We start from the raw sequence: 23,063 nt of genomic DNA on the forward strand, positions 1-23,063 counted from the left end.
CGACCGCCGTGGGCGGGGCCCGGCCGTCGACCGGCTGGACCCCGCCGTCGGCTCTAGCTGGCGTTGACCACCCACTTCTGGTGCGCGCCACCGGAGTTGGTGCCGATCTGGATCTGGGTGCCGTCGGCGGTGCCCGCGCCGGCTGCCTCCAGGACCTTGCCCGACTGCGGGTTGCGGATCGACCCGTCGGCCTGCGGTTGCCACACCTGCGCGCCGGTGCCGTTGCACGTCCACAACTGCACCTTGGTGCCGTCGGCGGTGCCCGCGTTGTCGATGTCCAGGCACTTGCCGAGGACCCGGTAGGTGTCACCGACGCGGCTCCACGACTGGGCGCCGGTGCCGTTGCACGTCCAGAGCTGGATCTTCGTACCGTCGGCGGTGCCGGCGTTGTCGACGTCCAGGCACTTGCCACCGACACCCGTGATGCTGCCCGCAGCACCGCTGGCGCTCGCGTACACCTCCAGTTCGTAGATCCGGGCTGCCGGGTCGGTGGTGCTGGTCGGCGCGGTGATGGCCAGCCGGACGTGGCGGGTGCCCGCAGCGACGACGTCGTGCGTGGTGGTGCTCGCCGTGTTGCCGGTCACCGTGGCCCGGGTGGTCCAGGTCGTGCCGTCGGGGCTGGACGCGATCGTGAAGTCCCTGGTGTTCCAGGCGGTGTTCTCACCGCCCGCGCCGGCGTGCTTGACCACCACCCGGTTCACCGCGTACGGGGCGCCCAGGTCGACCTGGAGGTACTTCGTGGTGCCCTTGGAGCACCACTTGTCGCCGTTGCCGCCGGAGACGCTGCCGTTGACGGCCTTGGCCGGGCTCTCCGTCGTCGAGCAGGAGCTGTCCGCGGTGGCCGCCTTGTTGAGCGCCAGGTTGGTCCCGCCACCGGGCGGCGGGGTGACGCCCGGGATGGCGTTGAGCGTGTACCACGCCTCGGTGCTCCACAGTGACTGGCCGCTGGTGGAGGTGAACGGGCGCGGCGAGCGCAGGTGGACCACCCGGCCGGCCTTGCGGCCGTCGACCGCGAGGGTGACCTTCCTGCCGTCGGCCGAGAGGGTGGCCGAGGTGACGGTCAACGTCTCCTCGTCGATCTTCGGGCCGCCGTAGCTCGACGTCGCCACGTACCGCCATTGCTTGATCTTGTAGTGCGCGGCCAGGTCGGCTGCCGTCTCCGCCGACACGGGCTGGGTGTACTCCACCTCGAACCCGGCGGTGGTGGCCCGCATGGCGAGCATCTCGAACGCCGTGGTGCTGTTCGGCGTGAGCTTCTGCAGGCCGTACGACAGTTTGCCGGTCTGGCCCCAGTTGCCGCCCGCGCCGAGCCCGCCGACGTAGATCGCGCCGTCCGGACCGACGTTGACCTCGGAGACGCCCGCCTCCAGACCCTGGGTGAGCCGGAACAGGGCGCCCTGGTACTCGCCGTTGACCTTCTCCACGTACGCCCGCTGGAGGCCGCCGTAGGTGACGTCGCCGATGACGAACTGGCCGGCGTAGCGGCCGCTGGTCAGGTACATCGGAGTGCTTGGCGAGTTGGCGATCTCGTTCTGCGGCATCCAGAGCACCGGCGCGGTGACCGGGTTGGCGTCGAACGGGCCCGCCGGGTTGGTGTAGTGGTTGAAGAAACGGCCCTGCTTGACGTGCAGCAGCTTGGACGACGGCAGCCAGCCACCCTGGTTGTCGGTGACGAAGAGGCCACCCTCCGGACCCCATCCGATGCCGTGCGGGGTGCGCAGGCCGCCGGCGACGTAGCTGACCGCGCCGGTGTCCTTGTTGACCTTGAGGGTGGTGCCCCGGTTGACGGCGGGCTGCGGGTTGGTGGTCGCGCCACCGGAGTTGATCGACACCGACAGGTTCAGGTAGAAGAACCCGTCCTGGTAGAGCAGGCCGAACGCGAACTCGTGGAAGTTCCCGCCGTACGGCCAGGTGGCCACCGTGTCCAGACGTTCGGCCACCTCGTCACCTGTGGTGCTCACCAGCCGGGTCAACCGCTGCTTCTCCGAAACGTAGACCACCCCGTCGACGACCTTGAGCCCCATCGGCTCCTTGAGGCCACCGGCGATCTTCTTGGTGGTCACCGCGCCCGGGGTCGTCGCCCCGCCGGTGTTGCCGAGGATCCACACCTCGCCGTCCTGGGACGTGCCGGACTGGTCGCTGCCGCCCCAGGTCGAGATGACCAGCCGGCCGTCGGGCAGCCAGTCCATGCCGGTCACCTTCGGCTGGAAGCCGCTGGGCCGCAGGTCGGTAAGCGTGTAGCCGGGGTGCACGCCGGTCAGCGGCAGGCCGTCGCCGGGGGAGTCGGTGACGCCCTCGCACTCCTTGCGACCCGGCGCGGTCACCCGCACCACGCCCGCGTCGGTGCTCAGCACCGAGTTCGGTACGACCACGAAGGACGACGAGCCGGGCGTGCGCCACTCCAGGGTGATCTGCTGCCCACCGTCGCGCTCGAAGTGGTCGATGCGCAGCGGGTGCAGACCGGCGGCGAGGGTGACGGTGCCCTCCTTGGGCGGGGTGGCGCCGTGCAGGCCGTCGTGGTTGATCACCACGCTGTTGTCGATCGCCAGCTTGGACCCGTCGTCGCTGCTGAGGCGGAACGTGTAGCTGCCGGCCTGGGTGATGGTGATGTTGCCGAGCACCTGCGAGACGAAGTAGTTGTCGAAGCCGAAGTCGGCTGTCGACGTCCAGTTGATCGTGGACATCAGCTTGTCCACGTTCGGGGTCTGCGCGGGCTTGAGAGTGCAGATCTCGGAGAGCGGCACCTGTACGTCGAAGACGCGCAGGGTGACGCCCGGTTCCTGCTCGGGGGCGGCGCTGGCCGGGGCGGCCCAGAGGCCGCCGGCGAGGACGAGTGCCAGCGCACCCAGGAGGGGACTGCGGAGTCGGCGTAGCAGCCGTGTGCCCATCGTTCCTCCAGGAGGGATCGGAGTGTCCGACGGCCGGCGTGCGAAGCAGTGGTGTGAGGCGGTGGCCGCCGGCCCGGCTCCGAAACGTCCTCGACGCCGACGAGTGACGATCCGGAAAAACCGGGGTTGATGGGTCGAGACATTAAGGGGTTTCGATTGCGCTGTCCATGGCTTCGCGTCGATACATCAAAAGTTCCACATGTTCGTACGAAAGTCGGGGCCGGACGCGCCGAACCGTCAGGTGTGTCGGGTGGGCTGTCGGGCGGTTCTAGCGCCGGCCCCGGCGAGCCGGGTTACGGCTCGTGACGCCCTTGCGACCCGTGGCGTCGCCAGGCCGGCGGGCGGCGTCGCCAGGCCGGCGGGCGGTGCCGGCGGGCCGACGGGCGGCGCCGGTCGACCGGGCGGAGGCGGGCTTGCGCCGGGCGGCCACCACGACGATCGCGCCGACGACGAGCACCACGCCGGCGGGGAGCAGCCAGGGCGGCAGGCCATCGTCCGCCGGGGGAGCGGGAGGCCCGGCCACCGGCGCGCCGGTCGTCGCCGGTGCGGCTGTCGCGGCCGAGTGGTCGCCCTCGGCCAGCGCCAGCAGCGCCGGCTCCGGCCCGTTCGTGGGCGCCGACCAACCGGCCGGCGCGGCCGTGCCCCGGCCCTGGTAGTCGAACGTGACCTCGCCCCGCACCGCCTCGCCGTCGGAGGCGACGGAGAGGTAGCTGGCGGTGTAGCGGCCCTTCGCCGGCCAGTGCGCCACGGTCACCATGGCCGGGAAGCCTGTGTGGTACAGCCGGGGCTCGAACACGCCGTTGACCATGAAGTACTCGGTGACCGGCTTGTCCAGCCGCTTCGGCTCACCGAACGACCAGCCGTTGTCCACACGCGACCCGTTCGGCCCGGTGATGGTGAAGTGCGCGTTCGGGGCCGGCTTCTCGGTGAAGTACAACGCCAGCTGGGTCAGCGGCTCGCGTACCACGGTGCCGGTCAGCGGGGTGGACGTCGCCAGCTGGCCGTGCGCGGACGCCGGAGCGGCGGGCAGTGCCAACGACACCACGGCCGTCGCGGCCACCCCGGCCGCGACCCGGCTCAGGACCCTACGCACAGTGACCAGCCTCGATCGCATTCGTTCATCATGGTCATTTCCCAGTCGCCGAACAAGACGTAGAGTTCTCATCCCCGACGATCGGTTCCACCCCCGTCCCCCTCGCGTCGTTCGGAGTCCGCCCGTGCCCGTCCGTACCTCCGCTCTCCGTACCTCCGCCGCTCTCGCCGCCGGCCTGCTCGCCACACTGCTCGCCGCCGGTTGCGGGGAGAGCGACGACCCGTCCGTGGCGACCTCCTCGACGCCGACGACGGCCGCCGCGTCGCCGAGCGCCACCACCGCGGCGGCCAGTCCGACACCTGCCGCCACCGCCAGCATCCCGAGCGCGGACGTTGAGATCATCTTGCGGATCACCAAGCGGCGGGTCGATCCGCCGACCGGCCGGGTCACCGTCGCCAAGGGCGAGCTGGTCCGGATCACCGTCACCTCCGACGTGCCTGACGAGCTGCACGTGCACGGGTACGACCTGGGCGCCCGACTGCCGGCCGGCACCCCCGGCTCGGTCGAGTTCCGCGCCGACAAGACCGGGCTGTTCGAGGTGGAGACGCACGAGAGCGAGCTGGTGCTGGTCCAGCTCGTCGTCCGCTGAGCGCAATGACCGCCACTCCCACGCTGCTGGCGCACGGCGTCGGCGGCCGGCAGGACCTGCCGATCACGCTGCCGCAACTCGTCGTCGCCGCCGCGCTGACCCTCGTCGTCACGTTCCTCGCGCTCGGTCTGCTCTGGCGTGAGCCGCGACTGGACCGGGACGCGACAGGTGGCCGCCCGGTGCCCCGATGGCTGGCCGGCCTCGTCGACGCGCCCGCGTTCCGGTGGGTGCTGCGCGGCCTCGGCCTGCTCGCCGCCGCCTGGTTCTGCGTGGGTCTGCTGGCCGGGCCGGACACCGCCGACAACCCGACGGCCGGGGCGCTCTACGTGCTGCTCTGGGTCGGGCTGGCACCCGTGTCGCTGCTGCTCGGGCCGGTCTGGCGGGCCGTCAACCCGCTGCGGACCCTGCACCTGCTCGCCACGCTCGCCGCCCGACGCGATGCACGGCGCGGCATCCGGGAGCTGCCGGCCGGCGTCGGGATCTGGCCGGCCGCCGGAACCCTGTTCGGGTTCGTCTGGCTGGAGCTAGTCGCACCCGACCGGGCCGCCCTGCCGGTGATCACCGTCTGGCTGGCCGCGTACGCGACGGTCATGCTGGTCGGGGCCGCGCTGTTCGGCGCCGGATGGTTCGACCGGGCCGACCCGTTCGAGACGTACAGCACGCTCATCGGTCAGCTCGCGCCGATCGGCCGCGCCGACGACGGCGTGCTGGTGTGGCGCAACCCCCTCGACGGCATCGCCGGGATGCGACCCCGTCCCGGGCTGGTCGCCGTGGTGGTCGTCCTGCTCGGCTCCACGATGTACGACAGCCTCTCCAACGCGCCCGGTTGGCTGCGCTTCAGTCAGGAGAACGGGCTGCCCCCGGTGGTCACCGGCAGCACCGGGCTGGTCCTTGTCATCGGTGCCGTCGCCGTCGCGTACCTCGCCGCCACCGGGGCCGCGGCCCGGATCGGCCGCGCCGGCCCCGCCGAGGCCCGTGCCGTACCCGGCGAGATCGCCCACTCCATCGTGCCGATCGCGGTCGGGTACGTCGTGGCGCACTACTACTCGCTGCTGATCCTGGAGGGCCAGCGCACCGTCGCGCTGCTGTCCGATCCCCTCGGCACCGGCGCGAACTGGCTCGGCACGGCCGGTTGGCAGCCGCACACCGGGCTGGTCACGCCCTCCGGGGTCGCCACCCTCCAGATCACCGTGATCATCCTCGGGCACCTGCTCGGCACCCTGCTCGCCCACGATCGCGCCCTGTACCTGTTCCCCAGGGCCCGTGCCGTCGCCGGCCAGCTGCCGCTGCTGGCGTTGATGGTCGCCTACACCGTCGCCGGACTGCTGCTGCTCTACGCGGGGTGACCCGACGCGGTTCCGGCAGGTGCGTCACGATGGCTCGTGGACTCCGATCTTCAGCAGTATCTCGACGACCTGGTCGCCGCCGCCCGGGACGTGCTCGGCACCGAGCTGGTCGGCGCGTACGCGGCCGGGTCGGTGGGGCTCGGCGCGTACCAGGCCAGGCGCAGCGACGTCGACGTGGCGCTTGTCAGCGCCGGTCCGCTGACCGAGGAGGCGAAGCGGGCGCTGGTGGGGCGGCTGCGGCACGAGTCGCTGCCCTGCCCGGCGCGCGGGCTGGAACTTGTCGTCTACCGCCGCGCGGTGGCGGCGTCGGGCACCCCGGAGCCGGGTTTCGAGGTCGAGCTGAACACCGGGGCGACGATGCCGTTCCGGTGCACGCTGGACCCCGCCGACCGGCCCGCCACCGACGGCCGCTTCTGGTACGGACTGGACCGCAGCATCCTGCACCAGAGCGGCCTGCCGCTGCTCGGGCCACCGGCGGGGGAGGTCTTCGCCGACCCGGCCCCGGCCGACCTGCGTCGACTGATCATCGAGGCGCTGTCCTGGTGGCTCGCGTTGCCGACCCAGCCGGACGACCGGCAGGCGCCGGGCGCCGAGGACGCCGTGCTCGGCGCCTGCCGATCGCTGGTGCGCCACCGCGACGGTGTCTGGCTGGCGAAGGTCGCCGCCGGGCGGCGACTCGTCGACGGCGGCGACGCATCCGAGGTGGTCCGCCGGGCGATCGCGGCGCGACACGGTGGACCACCGCCGACCGGAGGTCAGGCTCGCGCCTTCCAGCGGCGGGTCCGCGACGAGATCGCCGGTACGTGAGGCAGGCGTCCGTCACCGCACCGGGCCGGCGGGTCGCCGCCGGCGCACGACGACCCGCCCAGCCTGCCAGCTCCGCCGACCCGTCGAGCCGGTTCCGCGCGGAATCCGCCCTGCTCACCGCCGACGCGGCAGGCGGTCAGTGCCGGGCCGTGCCGTTCTCGCTGACCGGCTGGCCGAACGCCAGGAACGGCACCGGCGTCGGTACGTCGGTGCCGATGTGCCGCGGGTAGGTCGGCCGGGCGTCGGCGGGTGGCGCGGAGGCCTCCGGCTCGTCGGCGGCGTCCGAACCACCGGGCTCGGCAATGACGTCGCCCTCGACCGGCTGCTCGACGGGCGCCCGCTCGGCCACGTGTTGCGCGGCGCGCTCGTGCTCGTCGACCTGCTGCTCGGCGCGGGCCTGGTCGGGCGTGGGTTGCTCGGCGCGGGCCTGGTCGGGCGTGGACTGCTCGGCGCGCGCCTGGTCGGCCGGGGGCTGCTCGACGGCGGGGCGGTCCAGGCTGATCAGGTTGGCGCCCTGCCGCTCCGGCACCGACCGGTCGGAGGTGGCCCGGTCGGCGTGGGAACGCGTGCCCACCATCGGGTACTCGGCGGTCTCCGTCCCGCCGGCCGCCGCGGCCATCACCGCTGCGGCGGCCAGGTCGGCCACCCGCTTGGCCTCCCTCTGCACCCGGGCGCGTACCTCCTTGGCGTGCCGCTCGGCGGAGTCGCCGGCACGCCGGGCCTCCTCCAGCCGGGCGCTCTCGGCGGTGAGGTCCCGGCGGACCTCGTTGAGCCGCTGCTGCATCCGGGACAGCTCGTTCTCCAGCGTCTCGCCCTCCTCGCGGATCTCGGCGAGCTGCTGACCGGCGGTGTCCAGTTCGGCGTTCAGCGCCGCGGCCTCCTGCCGACGCTCCCCGATCTCCTGCTGCAACGCGGCGAGCTGCTCCTGGTGGCTGGCGGCCTGCTCGTCGGCCCGGTTGCGCAGCTCGGTCACGTGCTGCTGCGCCTCAGCAAGCAACTCGGCGATCTGCTGCTCGGTGGCGCTGCGCTGCTCGGCCAGCTCCTGCTCGGCGGCGGCCCGCTGCTCGGCGATCTCCTGCTCGGCGGCGGTCCGCCGTTCGTTGACCTCCCGCTCCACGCCGGCCTGCCACTGCGCCATCTCCTGCTGGTTCTTGGCCCGGGCCGCCTGAAGCTCCTGCTGGATCTGCGTACGTGCCGACTTCATCAACGCGTCGGCGGCCACCCGGGTCTGGTTGAGCTGCTGCGCGCTCTGCTCGGTGATCCGCTTCGCCTCGTGCTGGGCGCGCTCGTGCGCGGTCTCACCGTCGACGCGCAGCTGCTCCGCGTGCTCGCGGATCGCTGTCAGCTCGGCCTCGGCCAGGGTGCGCCGCTCCTCGTGGGCCTGCTCCTGCTCGGCGCGTCGGTTCGCCAGCTCCTCGGCGAGGTCCTGGCGGGCCTGAGCGGCGCGTTCGCGGGTGTCGACCAGGATCCGCTCCGACTCGGTACGCAGCTCGTTGGCCCGGTCGGTGGCCGTTTCGATGATCATCGCGGCCTGCTTCTCGGCGAGAGCCATTATCTCGCCGACCATCGGGCCCAGATCCTGGAACGAGGCCCGGTCCACCTGCACCGGCTGCTCCTGGAGCTCGGCCAGCTCGGCGCGCAGGCGCTGCACCTCGGCGGTCAGTTCGCGGACCCGCACGGCCGAGCGCCCGTGTTCCTTACTGAGCATGGTGAGCTGGCCGTCGAGCTGCTCCAGGTGCCTGTCCACCTGGCGTTTGTCGTAGCCGCGCAGGGCGAGCTCGAAGGTTGGCCGAGAGGCCGCATCGTCGCGTACTGCGAGCGGCTCAGCGCCGATGGACATGCACGATCCTCCGTACGATCGGGCGCCAGGGGGCCGGCGGTCCGTGAGTGTGGCGCAACGCTACCGCCGCGCCCACCCCCGTGCGAAGCCCCGCCCCCGCCTCCCCACGCGACCCCGGCCCCCGCCTTCGTCGATCGTGGACGGGTGGTGCCCGGAAGGTCGCGGTCCGCCGGCTTTGTCACCCGACCCCCCTTGACGATCGACGCACGTGGCGGTGGGAATCAGCGGCGGCGGGCCACCAGAACCGCGTCGTGCAGGGTGACCGGGTTGCCCTCCGGGTCGGTGGCGGCGCGCGGGCGGGCCTCGGCGGTCACGATCTCCCAACGGGACGGGTCCAGGGAGGCGGCGACGTCCTCGGCGGTGTACATCATGTCCGGCAGGTGCATCCGCCGCGCCGACGTCCACAGGTCCGACGGGTGGTGCCCGACGATGAGCAGGATGCCTCCCGCGGCCACCGCGGCGGCCAGCCGGTCGAACAGCTCCCGCCGCTGCTCCGGAGGCAGGTGCATGAACTGCGCCGACACCAGGTCGTACGCGTCCTCGGCCGGCGGCTTGTCGCGCAGGTCGGCGTGCGTGAACTCGATCCGGTCGCCGACCCCGACGGTGTCGGCGTGCTCGGCGGCGCGGGCCAACGCCGTGGTCGAGATGTCCACGGCGGTGACTCGCCAGCCCTGCTCGGCCAGCCACACCGCGTCCGCGCCCTCGCCGCTGCCCACGTCGAGTGCGCGACCGGGGGGCAGATCGGCGGCCTCGGCGACCAGTTGCGGGTTCGGTCGTCCGCTCCACACCGCCGGCTTGGACAGGTAACGCTCCTCCCAGGCCGGCTCCTCGAACGCCGTGGCCACCATCTCCCGGTAGGCGCTCACCGCCGCGCGGGTGTCCTCGGCGATCAGGTCCGCGTTGATCGCCGCGCCGGCGGTGAGGCCGGCCGCGGCGGACGCGATGACCTGGCCACGGATGTCGGCCACGTTGCCCGCCACCCAGACTCCCGCGACGGTCGTCGCGCCTGTGGCGTCGGCCGGGATCTGGGTGCCGACGACGTGCCCGCCCATCGTCACCTCCTCCGGCGCCAGGCCCAGAGGGACCAACAGGTCGGCGCGGGGAACCGTCCGGCTCGCGACCACTACCGCGTCGAGCGCCACCACCCGGCCGTCCGCGAGGCGTACGCCGGACAGCGCGTCCCCTGTCACCTCCAGTCCGGCGACCGGTCCCGGCACCACGGCGATGCTCCGCGCGGCGAGCCGCTCGGCGGTCTCCTCGTCGGGTGCGGGGGCGTCGTGCAGCAGGAGCAGCACGTGTGAGCTCCACTGTCGCCACATCTCGGCCTGGTGCACACCCATGGGCCCGGTCGCCAGCACGCCGATCCGCCGGTCCTGCACCTCCCAGCCGTGGCAGTACGGGCAGTGCAGCACGTCGCGGCCCCACCGCCGGGCCAGTCCGGGGACGTCGGGCAGTTCGTCGGTCAGTCCGGTCGCCACCAGCAGCCGGCGGGCCCGTACGGCGCTCCCGTCGTCGAGGGTGAGCAGGAACCCGTCGCCGTCGCGGGTGGCGGTCCGCACCTCGCCGGTGCGGAACCGACCGCCGTACCCGGCCACCTCGCCCCGCCCGATGGCGAGCAGCTCGCCCGGTGGGGTGCCCTCGCGTCCGAGGTAGTTGTGGACGTGGCCGGCCGGCGCGTTACGCGGCTCGCCGGAGTCGACCACCAGCACCGATCTGCGGGCCCGGCTCAGGGCCAGCGCCCCGCTGAGCCCGGCGGCGCCGCCGCCCACCACCACCACGTCATATGTCTCGTCCACGGGTTTCTCCCTCTGTCGGTCGGTTCCGCCCCACCATCCGTCGCGGCCGAACCGATGGCAACTATCCTTGCCGTTATGGCAAACGACGACTCCGCCGCGCTGGCCGCCGTCGGCCCCCGGCTGCGGGCCCTGCGCCACCGGCGCGGGACCACGCTGACCCAGCTCGCCGAGCTGACCGGCATCTCGGTGAGCACCCTGTCCCGGCTGGAGTCCGGCAGCCGCAAGCCCACCCTGGAGCTGCTGCTCCCGCTGGCCCGGGCCTACCAGGTGGCGCTTGACGAGTTGGTGGACGCCCCGGCCACCGGCGACCCCCGCGTACGCCCCAAACCGATCGTCCGGCACGGCATCACGTTCCTGCCGCTGACCCGCCGACCGGGCGGCCTCCAGGCGTTCAAGGCGATCTTCCCGACGGACGCGCCCACCGGCGACCGGACCCAGCAGACCCACGAGGGCTACGAGTGGCTCTACGTGCTCTCCGGCCGGCTCCGGCTGCTGCTCGGCGACCGCGACCTGACGCTCGACCCGGGCGAGGTGGCCGAGTTCGACACCCGCGTCCCGCACCGCATCCTCAACTCCGGCCCCGGGGCCGCCGAGGCCCTCGTCCTCTTCGGCCCGCAGGGCGAACGGCTGCACGTGCGCGCCCGCCCCGCGAACGCCGAGCAGCGGTAGGCGCGCCGGAGGGCGTCACCGGCGTCGTGGTGTGACGAGTCCCGACTCGTACGCCCACACGACCAGCTGGGCGCGGTCGCGGCAGTGCAGCTTCGCCATCGCCCGGTTGACGTGGGTCTTGGCGGTCAACGGGCTGATCACCATCCGCTTGGCGATCTCGTCATTGGTCAGTCCCCGGGCGACGAGTTCGACGATCTCCTGTTCGCGGGCGGTCAGCACCTCGCGTCCGGCCGCCGGCTCGGCAGGCGGCGGGCCGGTCACGAACTCGCTGATGAGCGTCCGGGTGACGGCCGGGGCGAGCAGCGCGTCGCCGCGGGCCACGACGGCGACGGCCCGCAACAGGTCGGCGGGGTCGGCGTCCTTGAGCAGGAAACCGCTGGCGCCCGCCCGGAGCGCGGCGAACACGTAGGAGTCGAGCCCGTAGTTGGTGAGGATGAGGACGCGGACGGCGGCGAGGTCGGGATCGGCGGCGATGCGCCGGGTGGCGTCGATGCCGTCGAGCCCCGGCATCTGCACGTCCATGAGCACGACGTCCGGGCGCAGGCGTCGCGACAGGTGCACCGCCGAGGTGCCGTCGGTGGCTTCGCCGACGACCTCCAGGTCGTCCTCGGCGTCCAGGAGTGCCCGGAATCCGGCCCGCATCAGCGCTTGGTCGTCGGCGAGCAGGACCCGGATCACGCCGCGCCGTCCACCGGGAACGTCGCCCGTACCGCGAATCCGTTGTCGTCGCGGGCGGCGGCCCGCAGGGTGCCACCCAGCCCGGTCACCCGTTCCCGCATGCCCCGCAGGCCGACGCCCGGCGTGGGGGTCCGGTCCGGCGACGCCTGGCCGTCGTCGGTGACCGAGACGGTCAGCTCCGCCGCTGCGTACTCGACGTGGATCTGCGCGGTGGCGGGGCCGGCGTGGCGGGCCACGTTGGTCAGGGCCTCCTGGACGACGCGGTACGCGGCCTGGTCGACCTCGGCGGGCAACTCGCGTGGCTGACCGGTGACCGTCACCCGCACCGGTACGCCGGCCGCCCGGGTCCGCTCGGCGAGTTCGTCCACCAGGCCCAGCCCCACGCCGTCCCCGTCGGTGGGGGAGCGCAGGACGTCGAGAGTGGTACGCAGCTCCCGCATGGCGGCGCTGCTGGCCTCCTGGATCGCCAGCAGCGTGGCCGACGGTTCCTCGCCGTGCTTGCGGGCCAGGTGCACGGCGATCCCGGCCTGCACCTTGATTACCGAGATGCTGTGGGTCAGCGAGTCGTGCAGGTCCCGGGCGATGCGCAGGCGCTCCTCGCCGGCGCGACGCAACGCCATCTCCTCGCGGGTGCGCTCGGCCTCGACGGCCCGCTGCTCGACCTGCTCCAGGTACGCCCGGCGCTGCCTCGCGACGAGCCCTGCGACGTTTGCCGCCACGAACCAGCCCAGCAGGAGAGCGGTGCGCTCGACGATCAGCTGACCGGGCCGGTCGGCGGGGGCGACCGAGATGTCGCGGGCCAGGAAGCCGCCGAGGAAGACGACGCTGGCGACCGCGGCGGCCGACCGGTGCCCCCGCCAGGCGGCGATGTAGACCGCGCCGAGGACGGGGAACGCGGCGGACACTCCGGGGTGGACCCGGACGTGCAGGGCCAGCATGGCGGCGGTCACCACGCCCAGCGCCAGCACCGGGTGCCGCCGGCACACCGCCAGGGCTCCCGCCATGGCCAGGACCAGGACGACGTCGAGCGTACGGATCGTCGCCGCGTCCGGCGCGAGCGCGGCGTTGCCGAGCAGGAGGCCGCCGAGGGCGAGGCCGCTGAGGGCGTACGGCAGGTCGCGGCGCATGTGTCGAACTGTAGAACGGGCAGTCGCCGGGGAGCATCCACCGCCCGTGGTAGGAGGACGTACCGCGGGCGCGGTACCGGCGACCTCGCAGGTGTCTGCGGCGGCACGACGTTTTCCCGGCCCGTCGCGGCGAGCATCGAGCCCATGACATACCGCTTCTTCACCCCCGCTCCGGCGAAGGCCGCGACAGGTCTGACCGCTGAGGTCTACCGGCAGTTGTCTGACGACTTCCTCGGGCCGGCGCCGACGTTCCAGGCACTCGCGGCCGTACCGGAGGTGCTGGCGGCCACCTGGGCGCTGATGCGCGAGGCCCTGCTCGCCGGGGACGTGTCCCGGGTCGACCGCGAGCTCGTCGCGTCGGCGGTGTCCCGGGCCAACCGCTGCCCGTTCTGCGTGGACGCCCACGTGATGCTGCTGCACGCGCTGGGCGAGCACGAACTGGCCGAGACCGTCGCCCGGGGTGGGACGCCAGCCGAGCCGAGGCACGCCGAGCTGATCGCCTGGGCCGAGGCCAGCCGCAGCCCGACAACCACCGGCTGGACCAGCAGGTACGCCCCCGAGGTCACCGGCACCCTGCTCGCCTTCCACTTCATCAACCGGGTCGTCTCGGCGCTGCTCGACGCCGATCTGCTGCCCGGCGGGCTGCAACGCTCCTCAGTGGTGCGCTCGGTCGCGGGCCGGCTCTACGCCCGCACGGCCCGGGGGCCGAAGGAGCCCGGACGCAGCCTCCCGCTGCTCGACGTCGGTACGACGGAACCACCGGCCTGGGCGGGGGAGAGCCCTGTCGGCGTCGCGTACGCGGCGCTGAGGAACGCCGCCACCGGGTGCGGGGACCTGCTGGGCGACGTGGCGCGCCAGACCGTCACGGCCACCGTGCGCTGGGAGGACGGGCGGTACCCGGCCCGGCCGTCGGACTGGGCGGTCGACCTGGTCCGGGACGTACCCGGCAACGACCGCGTGGGGACCCGGATCGCGTTGCTCGCGGCGTTCGCGCCCAGCGCGATCAGTGTGGGCGACGTCGCGCTGTGGCGGCTCTCCCATCCGCAGGACGCCGACCTCGTGCGGCTCGTCGCGTACGGGGCGATCACCGCCACCGACCACGTCGCCCGGGCCCTGACCTCGGCGCACCTCTAGGAGGTCAGCATGCGCAAGGCATTCGTCATCGTCAGCATCCTTTTGCTCGTCTCGTTCGCCCTGCAGTTCGTGTTCGCCGCCGTGGGCGGGTTCACGAAACCCGGTGGCGACGGCGCGTACGCCCTGCACAGCGTCAACGGCATGGCGGTGATCCCCGTCCTCACAGTGTTCACCGCCCTGTTCGCCGCGCTGGCGAGGGCACCGGGCCGGATCATCGGACTGGCGGTCCTGCCGATCGGGCTCGTCGTCGTGCAGGCGCTCATCGCCATGCTCGCGAACGCGTCCACCGACGCCGCCGGCGCCAGCACGCCGCTCGGCCTGACGATCGGCGGGCTGCACGCGGTCAACGGAATCGTCGCGGTGCACGTCGTGGTCGGCGTGCTGAGGGCCGCGCGACGGCTGGACCGACCGGAGCCGGCCGTCGCCCCCGTGCCCGTGCGCGAGGGAGAGCCGGCATGACCACCGGTTCGCTGCTCGCGGCTGATCTCGTGATCGCGGTCCTGGCGGCCGCCGGATTCCTGGGCGGTGGCGCGGCGTCCGCCGCGCGGCGCCGCCCGCTCGCGCTGGGGCTGGCGGTCTTCGCGCTGCTCGCCACACTCGCCCGGGCGGTCACGATCACCGCGCTCGCCCGCGCCGGTTGGTGGTTCGCGGCGGAGAAGGTGCTCATCGCCGGCCCCCTGTCGCTCGCGGCGGTGGCAGTCGCCGGGCCGCGGCTGCCGCGGGCCCCGGGCGACATCCGGTCCGTCGCGGTTGCGCTCCTGTTCGCCGGGTACGCCCAGAGCAGCGCCCTGCTCGTGACGCTCCTGCACGGCTATCCCGCGTCGGCGGGCGTGGGACTGCTGGCCCTCGCCGGTGTGCTGGCGGCAACGGCGCTCTCCTGGCTCGCCCTGGGCGCGCGCCCGTCCCGGACGGTGTCCCGGGTGGGCCTCGGGATGGCTGCCGCAGCGCTGGTCACCGGAACCGGTCTGGTGGTCGCCCCGGCCGCCGCGCCAGGCGTACCCCACGATCATGGATATGGGGATGCGCGGACCATCGGCGAACCGACCAGGCGGTTCACCCTGACGGCCGCGACCGCCACGGTCCGGGCGGGCGGCCGGGACGTCGCGGCGTGGGCGTTCAACGCGCAGGTCCCCGGGCCGGAGCTGACGGCCACCGTCGGCGACGTCATCGAGGTGACCCTGCGCAACCGGGACATCGCCCGGGGCGTCACGCTGCACTGGCACGGGTACGACGTGCCGAACAGCCAGGACGGGGTGCCCGGCGTGACCCAGTCGGCGGTCCGGCCCGGGCAGGAGTTCGTCTACCGGTTCCGAGCCGATCAGGTCGGCACGTACTGGTACCACACGCATTCGGCCTCCGACGTCGGCGTGCGGATGGGCCTCTACGGTGTCCTGGTGGTACGCCAGGCGCCTGTGACAGGCGTCGACGTCACGGTGCCGGTGCACACCCTGGCCGGTGTGGCGCTACCCGAGCCGAGAACCGAGCCGGTCGAGGCGGGCGTGCCCGTGCGGCTGCGACTGGTCAACACCGACAGCACGACCCACAGGTACGCCCTGGCCGGGACACCGTTCCGGGTCGCCGCGATCGACGGATCCGACCTGCGGGGCCCGACCCCGCTCGTGGACACCGCCCTGCTGATCCCGGCCGGGGGTCGCTACGACCTGGTGTTCACCGCGCCCGCCACGCCTGTGGCGTTGTTCGTCGACGGACGGGCCGTCCACTCGACCGGGCCGGTGTCGGCGACGACCGCCGCCTGGCCGGTGCTGGACCCGCTCACCTACGGTGCCAGCTCTGCGGCGCCGTGGTCCCGGTTCGACAGACGGTTCACCCTCGTCCTCGACCGCGGCCTGGACCTACACGGGTTGCTTCCGCGCTACGCCCACACCGTCAACGGCGCGGCCGACCCGGACATCCCGCCGCAGGTCGTACGCCTCGGTGAGGCCGTGACGTTCACTATCGTCAACCGGTCCCAGACCATGCACCCGTGGCACCTGCACGGCCACCACGTCCTCGTGCTGTCCCGCAACGGCAGGCCGGCGACCGGCAGTCCGTTGTGGTGGGACTCCTTCGACGTACGCCCCGGCGACGTGTGGGAGGTGGCGTTCCGGGCGGACAACCCCGGAGTGTGGGCCAACCACTGCCACAACCTGGCGCACGCCGAAGCCGGGATGATCCTGCACCTGATGTACTCGTGATCCTCCTTCCACGGGTACGCGGGGAGCCTCCGGCGCGATGCCGGAGGCGCCCCGGTGTGCCCGGTCAGTTGAGGGCGTAGATCTCCGCGGCGGTGGTCCACGGGTTGCCGTTGACCTCGCTCAGGGCGCGCAGCCGCAGGTACTGCCCGGTCTTCGCGGTGAACCGGACCTCCTTCTGGCTGGCGTTGTTGGCGAAGGTGCCCGTGGCCACGGCCGTTCCCCAGTTGACGCCGTCGGTGCTGACGTAGACCTCGTACTGGCCGATGCGTCCGTTGGCCGCGCCGGAGCCGCCGTCCTGCCGGGGCAGGTAGCGGATACCGGAGACGGAGTAGCTGGCACCGAGATTGATCTGGATCTCGTGGGGCATCGGGGCGTTGCCGCCGGTGTACTTCGTGTGCCAGATCGTGCTGAGGTTTCCGTCGAAGGCGTTGGTAGCAGCGCCGTTCTCGGCGGTCGTCTCCTGGCTGTCCACGTACTTCAGAGACCATCCGGTACGCGGGATGACGCCGGCGCTGGGCACGCAGACCGTGCTCAGCTGGTGTGCGCCCCGGTCGGGACGGCACCCCTGGGTGACCGCGCCGCCGAAGTAGTCCCGGCTGCCGGGGTTGGTCATGGCCTGGCCATTGGCCAGTGCCGGGGAGCCGGTGCGGAGCCGGTAGCCGCCGGCGTCACTGATCGAGGTGGCGGTGCCAGGCGCGACGAACAGCGGATCGGCCGTGATCTTGTTCGGGTCGGTGGGCTCACCGGCCGGGTGCTGGCCGTAGAACACGTTGGAGTCGAACAACAACGCGCCGGCGTTGTAGGTGGCCTGGGTCGTGCTCACGTAGAAGATGTTGTTGTAGAACTCCGCGTTGGCGCCTGTCGAGCCGTTGCTGTTGTTGATGATCTGGGCTGCCTGGCCGACGTAGAAGACGTTGTTGTAGATCTTCGTGTTGGTGAGCTTGCCGCACACGAGGTCGAAGATCTGGCCGCGGTCGTTCTGGCTGATGTTGTAGCGCACGATGTTGTCTTTGGTGGTGGAACCCCCGCCGTTGCACAGCAGGATGAAGCCGCCCTCGTTGTCGTGGCTGTAGTTGTACTGGTAGATGGTGCGGATGTTGCCCTCGTCCAGGTCGAAGCCCTGCCCGTCGCAGGTGCTCCGACCGCCGCTGACCTCGTTGAACTGGAACAGGGCGTCGTTGATGTTCCAGCCCCAGATGCCTGCGGCGCACTGCGCGGGCTCGCGGACCCGGAAGCCGTCGACCCGGTTGTTCTCGACAAGGGCGCTCTGCGTGTGGTGCACGTCGATGGCGTCGCCGCCGATGTCGGTGACCGTGTTGCCGCGTACGACGACGCGGGTCTGCGGCAGCCAGTTGCCGCAGGTCGAGCCGCAGTTGGGGTTGGCCAGCTCGGGCCGGACCATCCAGCGGGTCCAGAAGTGGATGCCGTAGCGGTCGACGGTGCTTATCGTGTTGTTGTTGATCAGCACGTCGTCGAACTTCGTCTGCGTGGTGTAGCCCAGAACCTCGAAGAAGATGCCGGCGCTGGCGTCGTCGTCCTTCTTGGTCTGGTTGCCGTTGACGTCGTGCACGCTCAGGCCGGTCACCCGGTAGTAGGTGCCGGTGCCGGAGTTCTCGCGGATGATGTGCACGCCCCGGCGGGTGGCGATCGCCGACCCCTTGTTGGAGATGTCCAGGTTGCGGATCTCCCAGTACTGCTGGTTGTAGAGCTTCACGACGTCGACGACCGCGCCGTTGCCGGCCAGCACCGGCTTGGCTCCGCTGCCGTAGGCGTCGATGACGATCGGTGCGCCGGAAGCGCCCGAGCCCTTGGGGAAGAGCTGCTTGTTGGCGCACGTGGTACCCCGCCGGATCAGGATCTGATCTCCGGCGGCGAACGTCCTGGCGTTGACCGGCGTGAAGCTGTTCCAGGGGCTGGCCTGGGTGCCGCTGCCCGACGTGCTCGCGGAGCAGTCGACGTAGTAGTTCGTCGCGGCTGCCGCGGCGGGGGGCGCGGCGACCAGTATGGCGGTGGCTAGCGTGGTCAGAGCCACAAACGAGGACCTGAACAAGCGCATCGAGAGTCCTAACCGTGGGGGTGGTCGGGGGAGCGGTTCACTTGCGTGTAGCTGTCCTGCGCGTACGACCGGGAGGTGTCGCCAGCGACGGACCCGGGGGACCGCGGGCTCGTCGGCCGGCGCCGGCCCGGTTCACCGGAACTTTCGGTTGTAGTCCGCGAGAAGACCGATCAGGACGGCGAGCGCCACGAGCATGATCGCGAGGCTTCCCCAGCCGACCGTGGGCCGGACGACCACCACCGTGACGACGCAGGCGAGCGCGACCAGAATCCGGGCGACGACGAGCACTACGACACGCGTCGGTTCCTTCATGACATCCCTTTCTCGGGCCTCAGCCCTTGACGCCGCCGGCGGCCATGCCCTGGATCAGGCGGCGCTGGATCAGCGCGTACAGGAGCAGCACCGGCACGATGACGATGACCATGCCGGCGTAGAGCCGCCCGGGGTCCGCGGCCGCCTTCTGCGCGGCCATCAGGTTGAGCAGGCCGACCTGCAACGTCTTGCCCTCACCGGGCAGCAGCGTCAGCGCGATGATGAAGTCGTTCCAGTACGCCAGGAAGTTGAACAGGATCACCGTGGTGACCGCCGGACGGGCCATCGGCAGCATCACCCGCGTCATGATCCGGAAGCGGGACGCCCCGTCCAGCAGCGCCGCCTCCTCGAAGTCCCCCGGGATCGACCTGAAGTACGCGCTCAACAGGTAGATCGTGAACGGGATCGAGGTCGCCGCGTAGACAACCGAGAGCATCGCCGGGTTGTCGAGGAAGAACCCGTCCGGGAACACGTCGACAAGCGCGCGGTCCCAGTCGACGAGCATCAGGAAGATCGGCACCACGATGTAGTTCACGTTGACGAAGAGCCCGGCAAGCAACGCCAGCTCGACGATGCTCTTGCCACGGAACTCGTACCTGGCGACGACGTACGCCGCCGGCACCGAGACGGCCAGCACGAAGACCAGGCCGAGGACTGTGACAAGCACCGACGTGGCGAAGTAGCGGCCCATGTTCGCGCCGCCGAACGCGTCGACGTAGTTCTGCAGGTGCAGGCCCTCGGGCAGGGTCCAGGGGCTGCCGAAGAACTCGCTCTTGCGCTTCAGCGAGGCCACCAGCACCCAGGCGACGGGGATCACGATGAGCACTGTGATGCCGCCGACGAGCAGGTGGGTGAGGCCCCGGCCGGGCCGCGGACCGGATTTGTTGATCGTGGTCATGGGAGTGTCCTCTAGAACTGGAGGGGCTCACGCCGGGTCGCGCGGCTCACCAGGAGCGACACGAGGAACGAGAAAGCGAAGATCACCACGCCGATGGCCATGCCGTAGCCGTAGGCCGAGTTCGTGTAGGCCTGCTTGTACATGTAGCTGAGCAGCACCTCGGAGGCGCCGTCCGGACCGCCACCTGTCATCGCCCGGACCAGCACGAAACTGAGGTTGACCGCGCTGAGGATGAAGAACGTCAGCGTCGTGCGGAGGTTCTGCCAGATCAGCGGCAGTGTGACGGCGAAGAACTGCCGAGCGGCCGACGCGCCGTCGAGCGCCGAGGCCTCGTACAGCTCCTCCGGGATGCTCGCCATGCTCGACATGTAGATGACCATGTAGTAGCCCAGCGACTGCCACAGCATCGCGATCGCGACCGAGTAGAGCACCAGCTTCTGGTCACCCAGCCACACCCGTTGCAGGCCGTCCAGCGACAGCAGCCGGAGTGTGCCGTTGAGCAGGCCGTTCTCCTGGTCGTAGACGGCCGAGAAGATGGCCGCGATGACCACTACCGACAGCACGTTCGGGACGTAGAGCACGAACCGGTAGAGGGTGTGGCCGCGCAGCTTCTGCCGGGTCATGACGGCCGCGAGGAACAGGCCCATCCCCATCGTCACCACTGTCACGACCACGAGCAGTGCGACGGTGTTCTGGAACGCGCGCAGGAACTGCTCGTCGTCGAGGAGCTTGCTGAAGTTGTCCAGGCCGACGAACCGCATCTGCGTCGAGAAGCCGCTCCAGGTGTAGAGCGACATCCGGAACACGTTCACCGTCGGCCAGATCATGAACAGGGCGAACAGCGCCAGCGCCGGTAGCAGACAGGCGGCGACGAACCGGCCGTCGCCGCGCCGGCCGCGCGCGGCGGTACCGCGCGTCGACGCCGGGGATCGACCGGACGCCCGCTTGCTGGCGCCCGGGGTTGGTGGAGTGAGGGTCGTCGTCACCGTGACCAGTCCTTGGCTCTCGCAGGGGGAGGGAACGGCGGCAGCCCGGTTTCCGGGCTGCCGCCGGGCGTCACTTGCCCGCCTGCCGCAACTTCTCGCTGGCGTCGTTCAGCGCGGTCTGCCACTGGTCGACGGTCTTGTCGCCGCTGATGATGCTGTTCGCGGTGTCGAAGAGCGCGCCCTTGATGTTCACGCCCTCTACCGGCGCGGTGCTGGCGAAGCCACCGACCAGGGCGGTGATGCTCGGGTCCTCGTAGAGCTGGTAGAACGGGGCGATCTCGGCGGGCAGCGTCGCGGCGATGCCCTTGATCGGCTGGATCGCGTTGGCCTTGGCGAAGATGCCGGCGGCCTCGTCGGAGTAGAGGTACGCGACGAAGTCCTTCGCGGCGTCCTTGTTCTTCGCGTCGCTCGGCACCCAGACCGACTCGACGATCGTGGTCAGGTAGCGCTTGCCACCGGCGGAGACCGCCGGCAGCGGGGCCATCGCCCACTCGAAGCCCGAGGCGCGCGGCGCGTCCTTCATCTCGCCGACGACCCACGTGCCGTTCGGCATGAAGAGGGTCTTGTTGTCGAGCAGAGACTGCTGGTTCTTGGTGAAGTCCTGCTCGTTCGCGTACCCGACCGTGGTCTTCGCCGCGTAGCTCAGCAGCTTGGCGGTGATGTCCAGGACCTGGCGCGCCTGGGCGGTCTTCCAGACACCCTCGGAGTACGTCATGGCGTCCTTGTAGAACTGCTCACCGCCGACGTCCGCGAGCAGCGCGAAGAAGAACGAGTCCAGGTAGCCCGCGGTCGGGTACGTGAACAGCGCGATGCCCTCGGCCTTGGCGGCGTCGCCGAGCTTGAACATGTCGTCCCAGCTGGTGGGGACCTGCCAACCCTTCTGCGCGAAGAGGCCCTTGTTGTAGACCAGCCCGGTCGGCGCGTAGTACATCGGCATCAGGTAGGTCTTGTCGTCGTTGTACGGGTTGGTGCTCAGGTTGCCGACGATCCCGTCGGCGAGCTTGGCCCGCACTGTGGACTGTTCGCCCGGGACGGTCATGTCCAGGACGCCTGTGAGGTCCTCCAGCGCCCTGTCCTTGACAAGCGTCTCGGCGAGCGCGGCCTTGCGGCCCTGGGGCAGCACCACGACGTCGGGGAACTTGCCGGCCTTCATGTTGGGGCTGATCTCGTCCTCGAGGGTCTTCGAGAGCTGCAGCTGCACATCCACGTCGGGGTGCTTCGCCTTGTAGGCGTCGACGACCTGGACGTACATGTCGCGGCCGTAACCACCCTCGAAGGCCGCGATCTTCAGCGTCTTCCTGCCGTCGGCGTCGTCGCCGCCTCCGGAACAGCCGGCGAGCAGGCTCAGCGCTGTCGCCGCGGCGACCGCTAGGACGATTGGTCTTCTCAACATGGGGGGTCCTCCATGGGCGGTGCGCACGGCGGTGCGGGATTGAGCGGCGTGGACGGGGCATGGCATAGGCCCACAAGATCGCGGGCGGGGCCAATGCGTTGTTACTGTGGCACCCGTAACATGAGCCGTCAAGAACGATGTGCCGACAGCGCCGACAGCGCCGAGGGGGTCGGGGGGTCAGCGGGACCGCGGCGCGGCGGTCGACTCCCGGACGATGAGGCTCGGCTGCGCCACCGATTCCCCGGCGTCCTCGGTGCCCAGCAGGAGCGCGACGGCGGCGGCCCCGGAGCTGTAGAAGTCCTGGCGGACGGTGGTGAGCGGCGGGTGGCAGTACGCCGCCAGCTCGATGTCGTCCACGCTCACGATCGACACGTCCGCGGGCACCGACCGCCCACGCTCCCGCAGCGCCCTGATCACCCCGAACGCCATCTCGTCGCTGGCCACGAAGATGGCCGTGACCTCGGGAATCATCGCGAGGATCTGCCCCTGGCGGTAACCGGACTCGGGCGACCAGTCGCCCTCCAGCGGCGGCGGCGCGTCGATCCCGGCGGCCCTCAGGCACTCCTGCCAGCCCTGCCGGCGCTGACGGGCCTCGATCCACTCGTCCGGCCCGGCCACGTGCCACACCTGGCGGTGCCCGGAGTCGAGCAGGTGCTGGGTGGCCATGCGCCCGGCCTCGTGCTGGTCGATGCCCAGCACCCGGGCGCCTGTGGTGCGTGAGCCGTCCACCGTGACCGTGGGGATGTCCCTGGTGATGTCCTCCATCCGCTGGGTCACGGAGATCAGCGGGACCGCGATGATGATGCCGTCGACGCCCTGGTCGGACAGCTTGAGCAGGGACTTCTCCATCATGGCGGTGTCCAGCTCGGCAATCGTCGCGATGCTCACCGAGTACCCCGCCTGCCCGGCCGCCGCCTCCACCCCGGCGGTCACCGCCGAGCGCGAGTAGTAACCGCCGGACTGGAGCAGGACCAGGCCGAGCGTGAAGCTGCGGCCGGACGACAGCAGCCGGGGGGCGCCGTTGTACCGGTACCGGAGCTGCTCGACGGCGGTGAGCACGCGCCGGCGGGTCTCGGCGTTGACGTTCGGCGAGTCGCGCAGGGTGCGGGACACCGTCTGCGCCGACACGCCGGCGGCGCGTGCCACGTCAGCCATGCTCGGCTGCTTGCCACGCATCGTCGCCTCGGTCATCCGTGCCGCCCTCCTGGAAACCTGTACTGGCGCATCCTATCGGCATTGTTAGGAATGGCACGGGT

19 protein-coding genes are annotated in these 23,063 nt (G+C 71.5%); 7 read left to right on the forward strand and 12 right to left on the reverse strand.

All coding sequences use genetic code 11. From position 1 onward, the window contains the following. Positions 1-53: 53 nt before the first annotated feature. Both AB0N27_RS06460 and AB0N27_RS06465 read right to left on the reverse strand, forming a co-directional pair. Positions 54-2,888: a ricin-type beta-trefoil lectin domain protein gene (locus tag AB0N27_RS06460; RefSeq protein WP_364364082.1), complete on the reverse strand. Its 2,835-nt coding sequence runs from the start codon at positions 2,886-2,888 to the stop codon at positions 54-56. A 268-nt stretch (positions 2,889-3,156) separates the two neighbouring features. Continuing rightward, positions 3,157-3,981 (reverse strand): copper resistance protein CopC, encoded by an 825-nt coding sequence (locus tag AB0N27_RS06465; RefSeq protein WP_364364085.1) that lies wholly within the window; start codon positions 3,979-3,981, stop codon positions 3,157-3,159. Positions 3,982-4,105: 124 nt separating this feature from the next. Between AB0N27_RS06465 and AB0N27_RS06470 the strand changes: the two genes are divergently transcribed. From AB0N27_RS06470 to AB0N27_RS06480, 3 genes are read left to right on the forward strand one after another with little or no spacing between them, the layout of a single operon-like run. Then, on the forward strand, positions 4,106-4,570 hold the full coding sequence (locus AB0N27_RS06470; protein WP_364364088.1) for a hypothetical protein: 465 nt from the start codon (positions 4,106-4,108) through the stop codon (positions 4,568-4,570). Between the two features lie 5 nt (positions 4,571-4,575). Further along, entirely contained in the window at positions 4,576-5,916 is a 1,341-nt protein-coding gene (locus tag AB0N27_RS06475; RefSeq protein ID WP_364364090.1) for a hypothetical protein, read from the forward strand. Positions 5,917-5,952: 36 nt separating this feature from the next. After that, entirely contained in the window at positions 5,953-6,723 is a 771-nt protein-coding gene (locus AB0N27_RS06480; RefSeq protein WP_364364093.1) for a nucleotidyltransferase domain-containing protein, read from the forward strand. A gap of 136 nt (positions 6,724-6,859) precedes the next feature. Here AB0N27_RS06480 and AB0N27_RS06485 read toward each other — a convergent pair whose 3' ends face one another. Together AB0N27_RS06485 and AB0N27_RS06490 are read right to left on the reverse strand one after the other, a co-directional pair. Further along, positions 6,860-8,563: a hypothetical protein gene (locus AB0N27_RS06485; RefSeq protein WP_364364096.1), complete on the reverse strand. Its 1,704-nt coding sequence runs from the start codon at positions 8,561-8,563 to the stop codon at positions 6,860-6,862. A gap of 221 nt (positions 8,564-8,784) precedes the next feature. Continuing rightward, positions 8,785-10,359 (reverse strand): bifunctional NAD(P)/FAD-dependent oxidoreductase/class I SAM-dependent methyltransferase, encoded by a 1,575-nt coding sequence (locus AB0N27_RS06490; RefSeq protein WP_364364098.1) that lies wholly within the window; start codon positions 10,357-10,359, stop codon positions 8,785-8,787. Between the two features lie 75 nt (positions 10,360-10,434). Between AB0N27_RS06490 and AB0N27_RS06495 the strand changes: the two genes are divergently transcribed. Continuing rightward, positions 10,435-11,028, forward strand: a complete 594-nt coding sequence (locus tag AB0N27_RS06495; RefSeq protein WP_364364101.1) for a helix-turn-helix domain-containing protein — start codon at positions 10,435-10,437, stop codon at positions 11,026-11,028. A gap of 15 nt (positions 11,029-11,043) precedes the next feature. On the opposite strand, the gene AB0N27_RS06500 is transcribed toward AB0N27_RS06495, so the two are convergent. Both AB0N27_RS06500 and AB0N27_RS06505 read right to left on the reverse strand, forming a co-directional pair. Next, entirely contained in the window at positions 11,044-11,706 is a 663-nt protein-coding gene (locus AB0N27_RS06500) for a response regulator transcription factor (protein WP_364364104.1), read from the reverse strand. Next, on the reverse strand, positions 11,703-12,833 hold the full coding sequence (locus AB0N27_RS06505) for a sensor histidine kinase (RefSeq protein WP_364364107.1): 1,131 nt from the start codon (positions 12,831-12,833) through the stop codon (positions 11,703-11,705). The genes AB0N27_RS06500 and AB0N27_RS06505 overlap by 4 nt, the downstream gene beginning before the upstream one ends. A gap of 144 nt (positions 12,834-12,977) precedes the next feature. On the opposite strand from AB0N27_RS06505, the gene AB0N27_RS06510 reads away from it, so the two are divergent. From AB0N27_RS06510 to AB0N27_RS06520, 3 genes are read left to right on the forward strand one after another with little or no spacing between them, the layout of a single operon-like run. Next, positions 12,978-13,967: a carboxymuconolactone decarboxylase family protein gene (locus AB0N27_RS06510; protein ID WP_364364109.1), complete on the forward strand. Its 990-nt coding sequence runs from the start codon at positions 12,978-12,980 to the stop codon at positions 13,965-13,967. Positions 13,968-13,976: 9 nt separating this feature from the next. After that, positions 13,977-14,426 (forward strand): DUF6220 domain-containing protein, encoded by a 450-nt coding sequence (locus tag AB0N27_RS06515; RefSeq protein ID WP_364364112.1) that lies wholly within the window; start codon positions 13,977-13,979, stop codon positions 14,424-14,426. Next, on the forward strand, positions 14,423-16,162 hold the full coding sequence (locus AB0N27_RS06520) for a multicopper oxidase family protein (RefSeq protein WP_364364115.1): 1,740 nt from the start codon (positions 14,423-14,425) through the stop codon (positions 16,160-16,162). Before AB0N27_RS06515 ends, AB0N27_RS06520 begins: the two co-directional genes overlap by 4 nt. Before the next feature lie 64 nt (positions 16,163-16,226). Here AB0N27_RS06520 and AB0N27_RS06525 read toward each other — a convergent pair whose 3' ends face one another. The 6 genes from AB0N27_RS06525 to AB0N27_RS06550 form a co-directional block, all read right to left on the reverse strand. Beyond that, a complete protein-coding gene (locus AB0N27_RS06525) occupies positions 16,227-18,194 on the reverse strand; it encodes a discoidin domain-containing protein (protein WP_364364118.1) in 1,968 nt (655 codons plus the stop codon). Positions 18,195-18,350: 156 nt separating this feature from the next. After that, a complete protein-coding gene (locus AB0N27_RS06530) occupies positions 18,351-18,530 on the reverse strand; it encodes a hypothetical protein (RefSeq protein WP_364364121.1) in 180 nt (59 codons plus the stop codon). A 19-nt stretch (positions 18,531-18,549) separates the two neighbouring features. Next, complete coding sequence (locus tag AB0N27_RS06535) at positions 18,550-19,428, reverse strand: carbohydrate ABC transporter permease (protein WP_364364124.1); 879 nt, start codon at positions 19,426-19,428, stop codon at positions 18,550-18,552. A gap of 11 nt (positions 19,429-19,439) precedes the next feature. After that, positions 19,440-20,414: a sugar ABC transporter permease gene (locus AB0N27_RS06540; RefSeq protein ID WP_364364127.1), complete on the reverse strand. Its 975-nt coding sequence runs from the start codon at positions 20,412-20,414 to the stop codon at positions 19,440-19,442. Positions 20,415-20,484: 70 nt separating this feature from the next. Further along, complete coding sequence (locus AB0N27_RS06545; protein WP_364364130.1) at positions 20,485-21,807, reverse strand: carbohydrate ABC transporter substrate-binding protein; 1,323 nt, start codon at positions 21,805-21,807, stop codon at positions 20,485-20,487. A 177-nt stretch (positions 21,808-21,984) separates the two neighbouring features. Beyond that, entirely contained in the window at positions 21,985-22,998 is a 1,014-nt protein-coding gene (locus AB0N27_RS06550) for a substrate-binding domain-containing protein (protein WP_364364133.1), read from the reverse strand. Between the last annotated feature and the right edge of the window lie 65 nt (positions 22,999-23,063).

Source organism: Micromonospora sp. NPDC093244, from assembly GCF_040683695.1.
Classification (GTDB): domain Bacteria; phylum Actinomycetota; class Actinomycetes; order Mycobacteriales; family Micromonosporaceae; genus Micromonospora.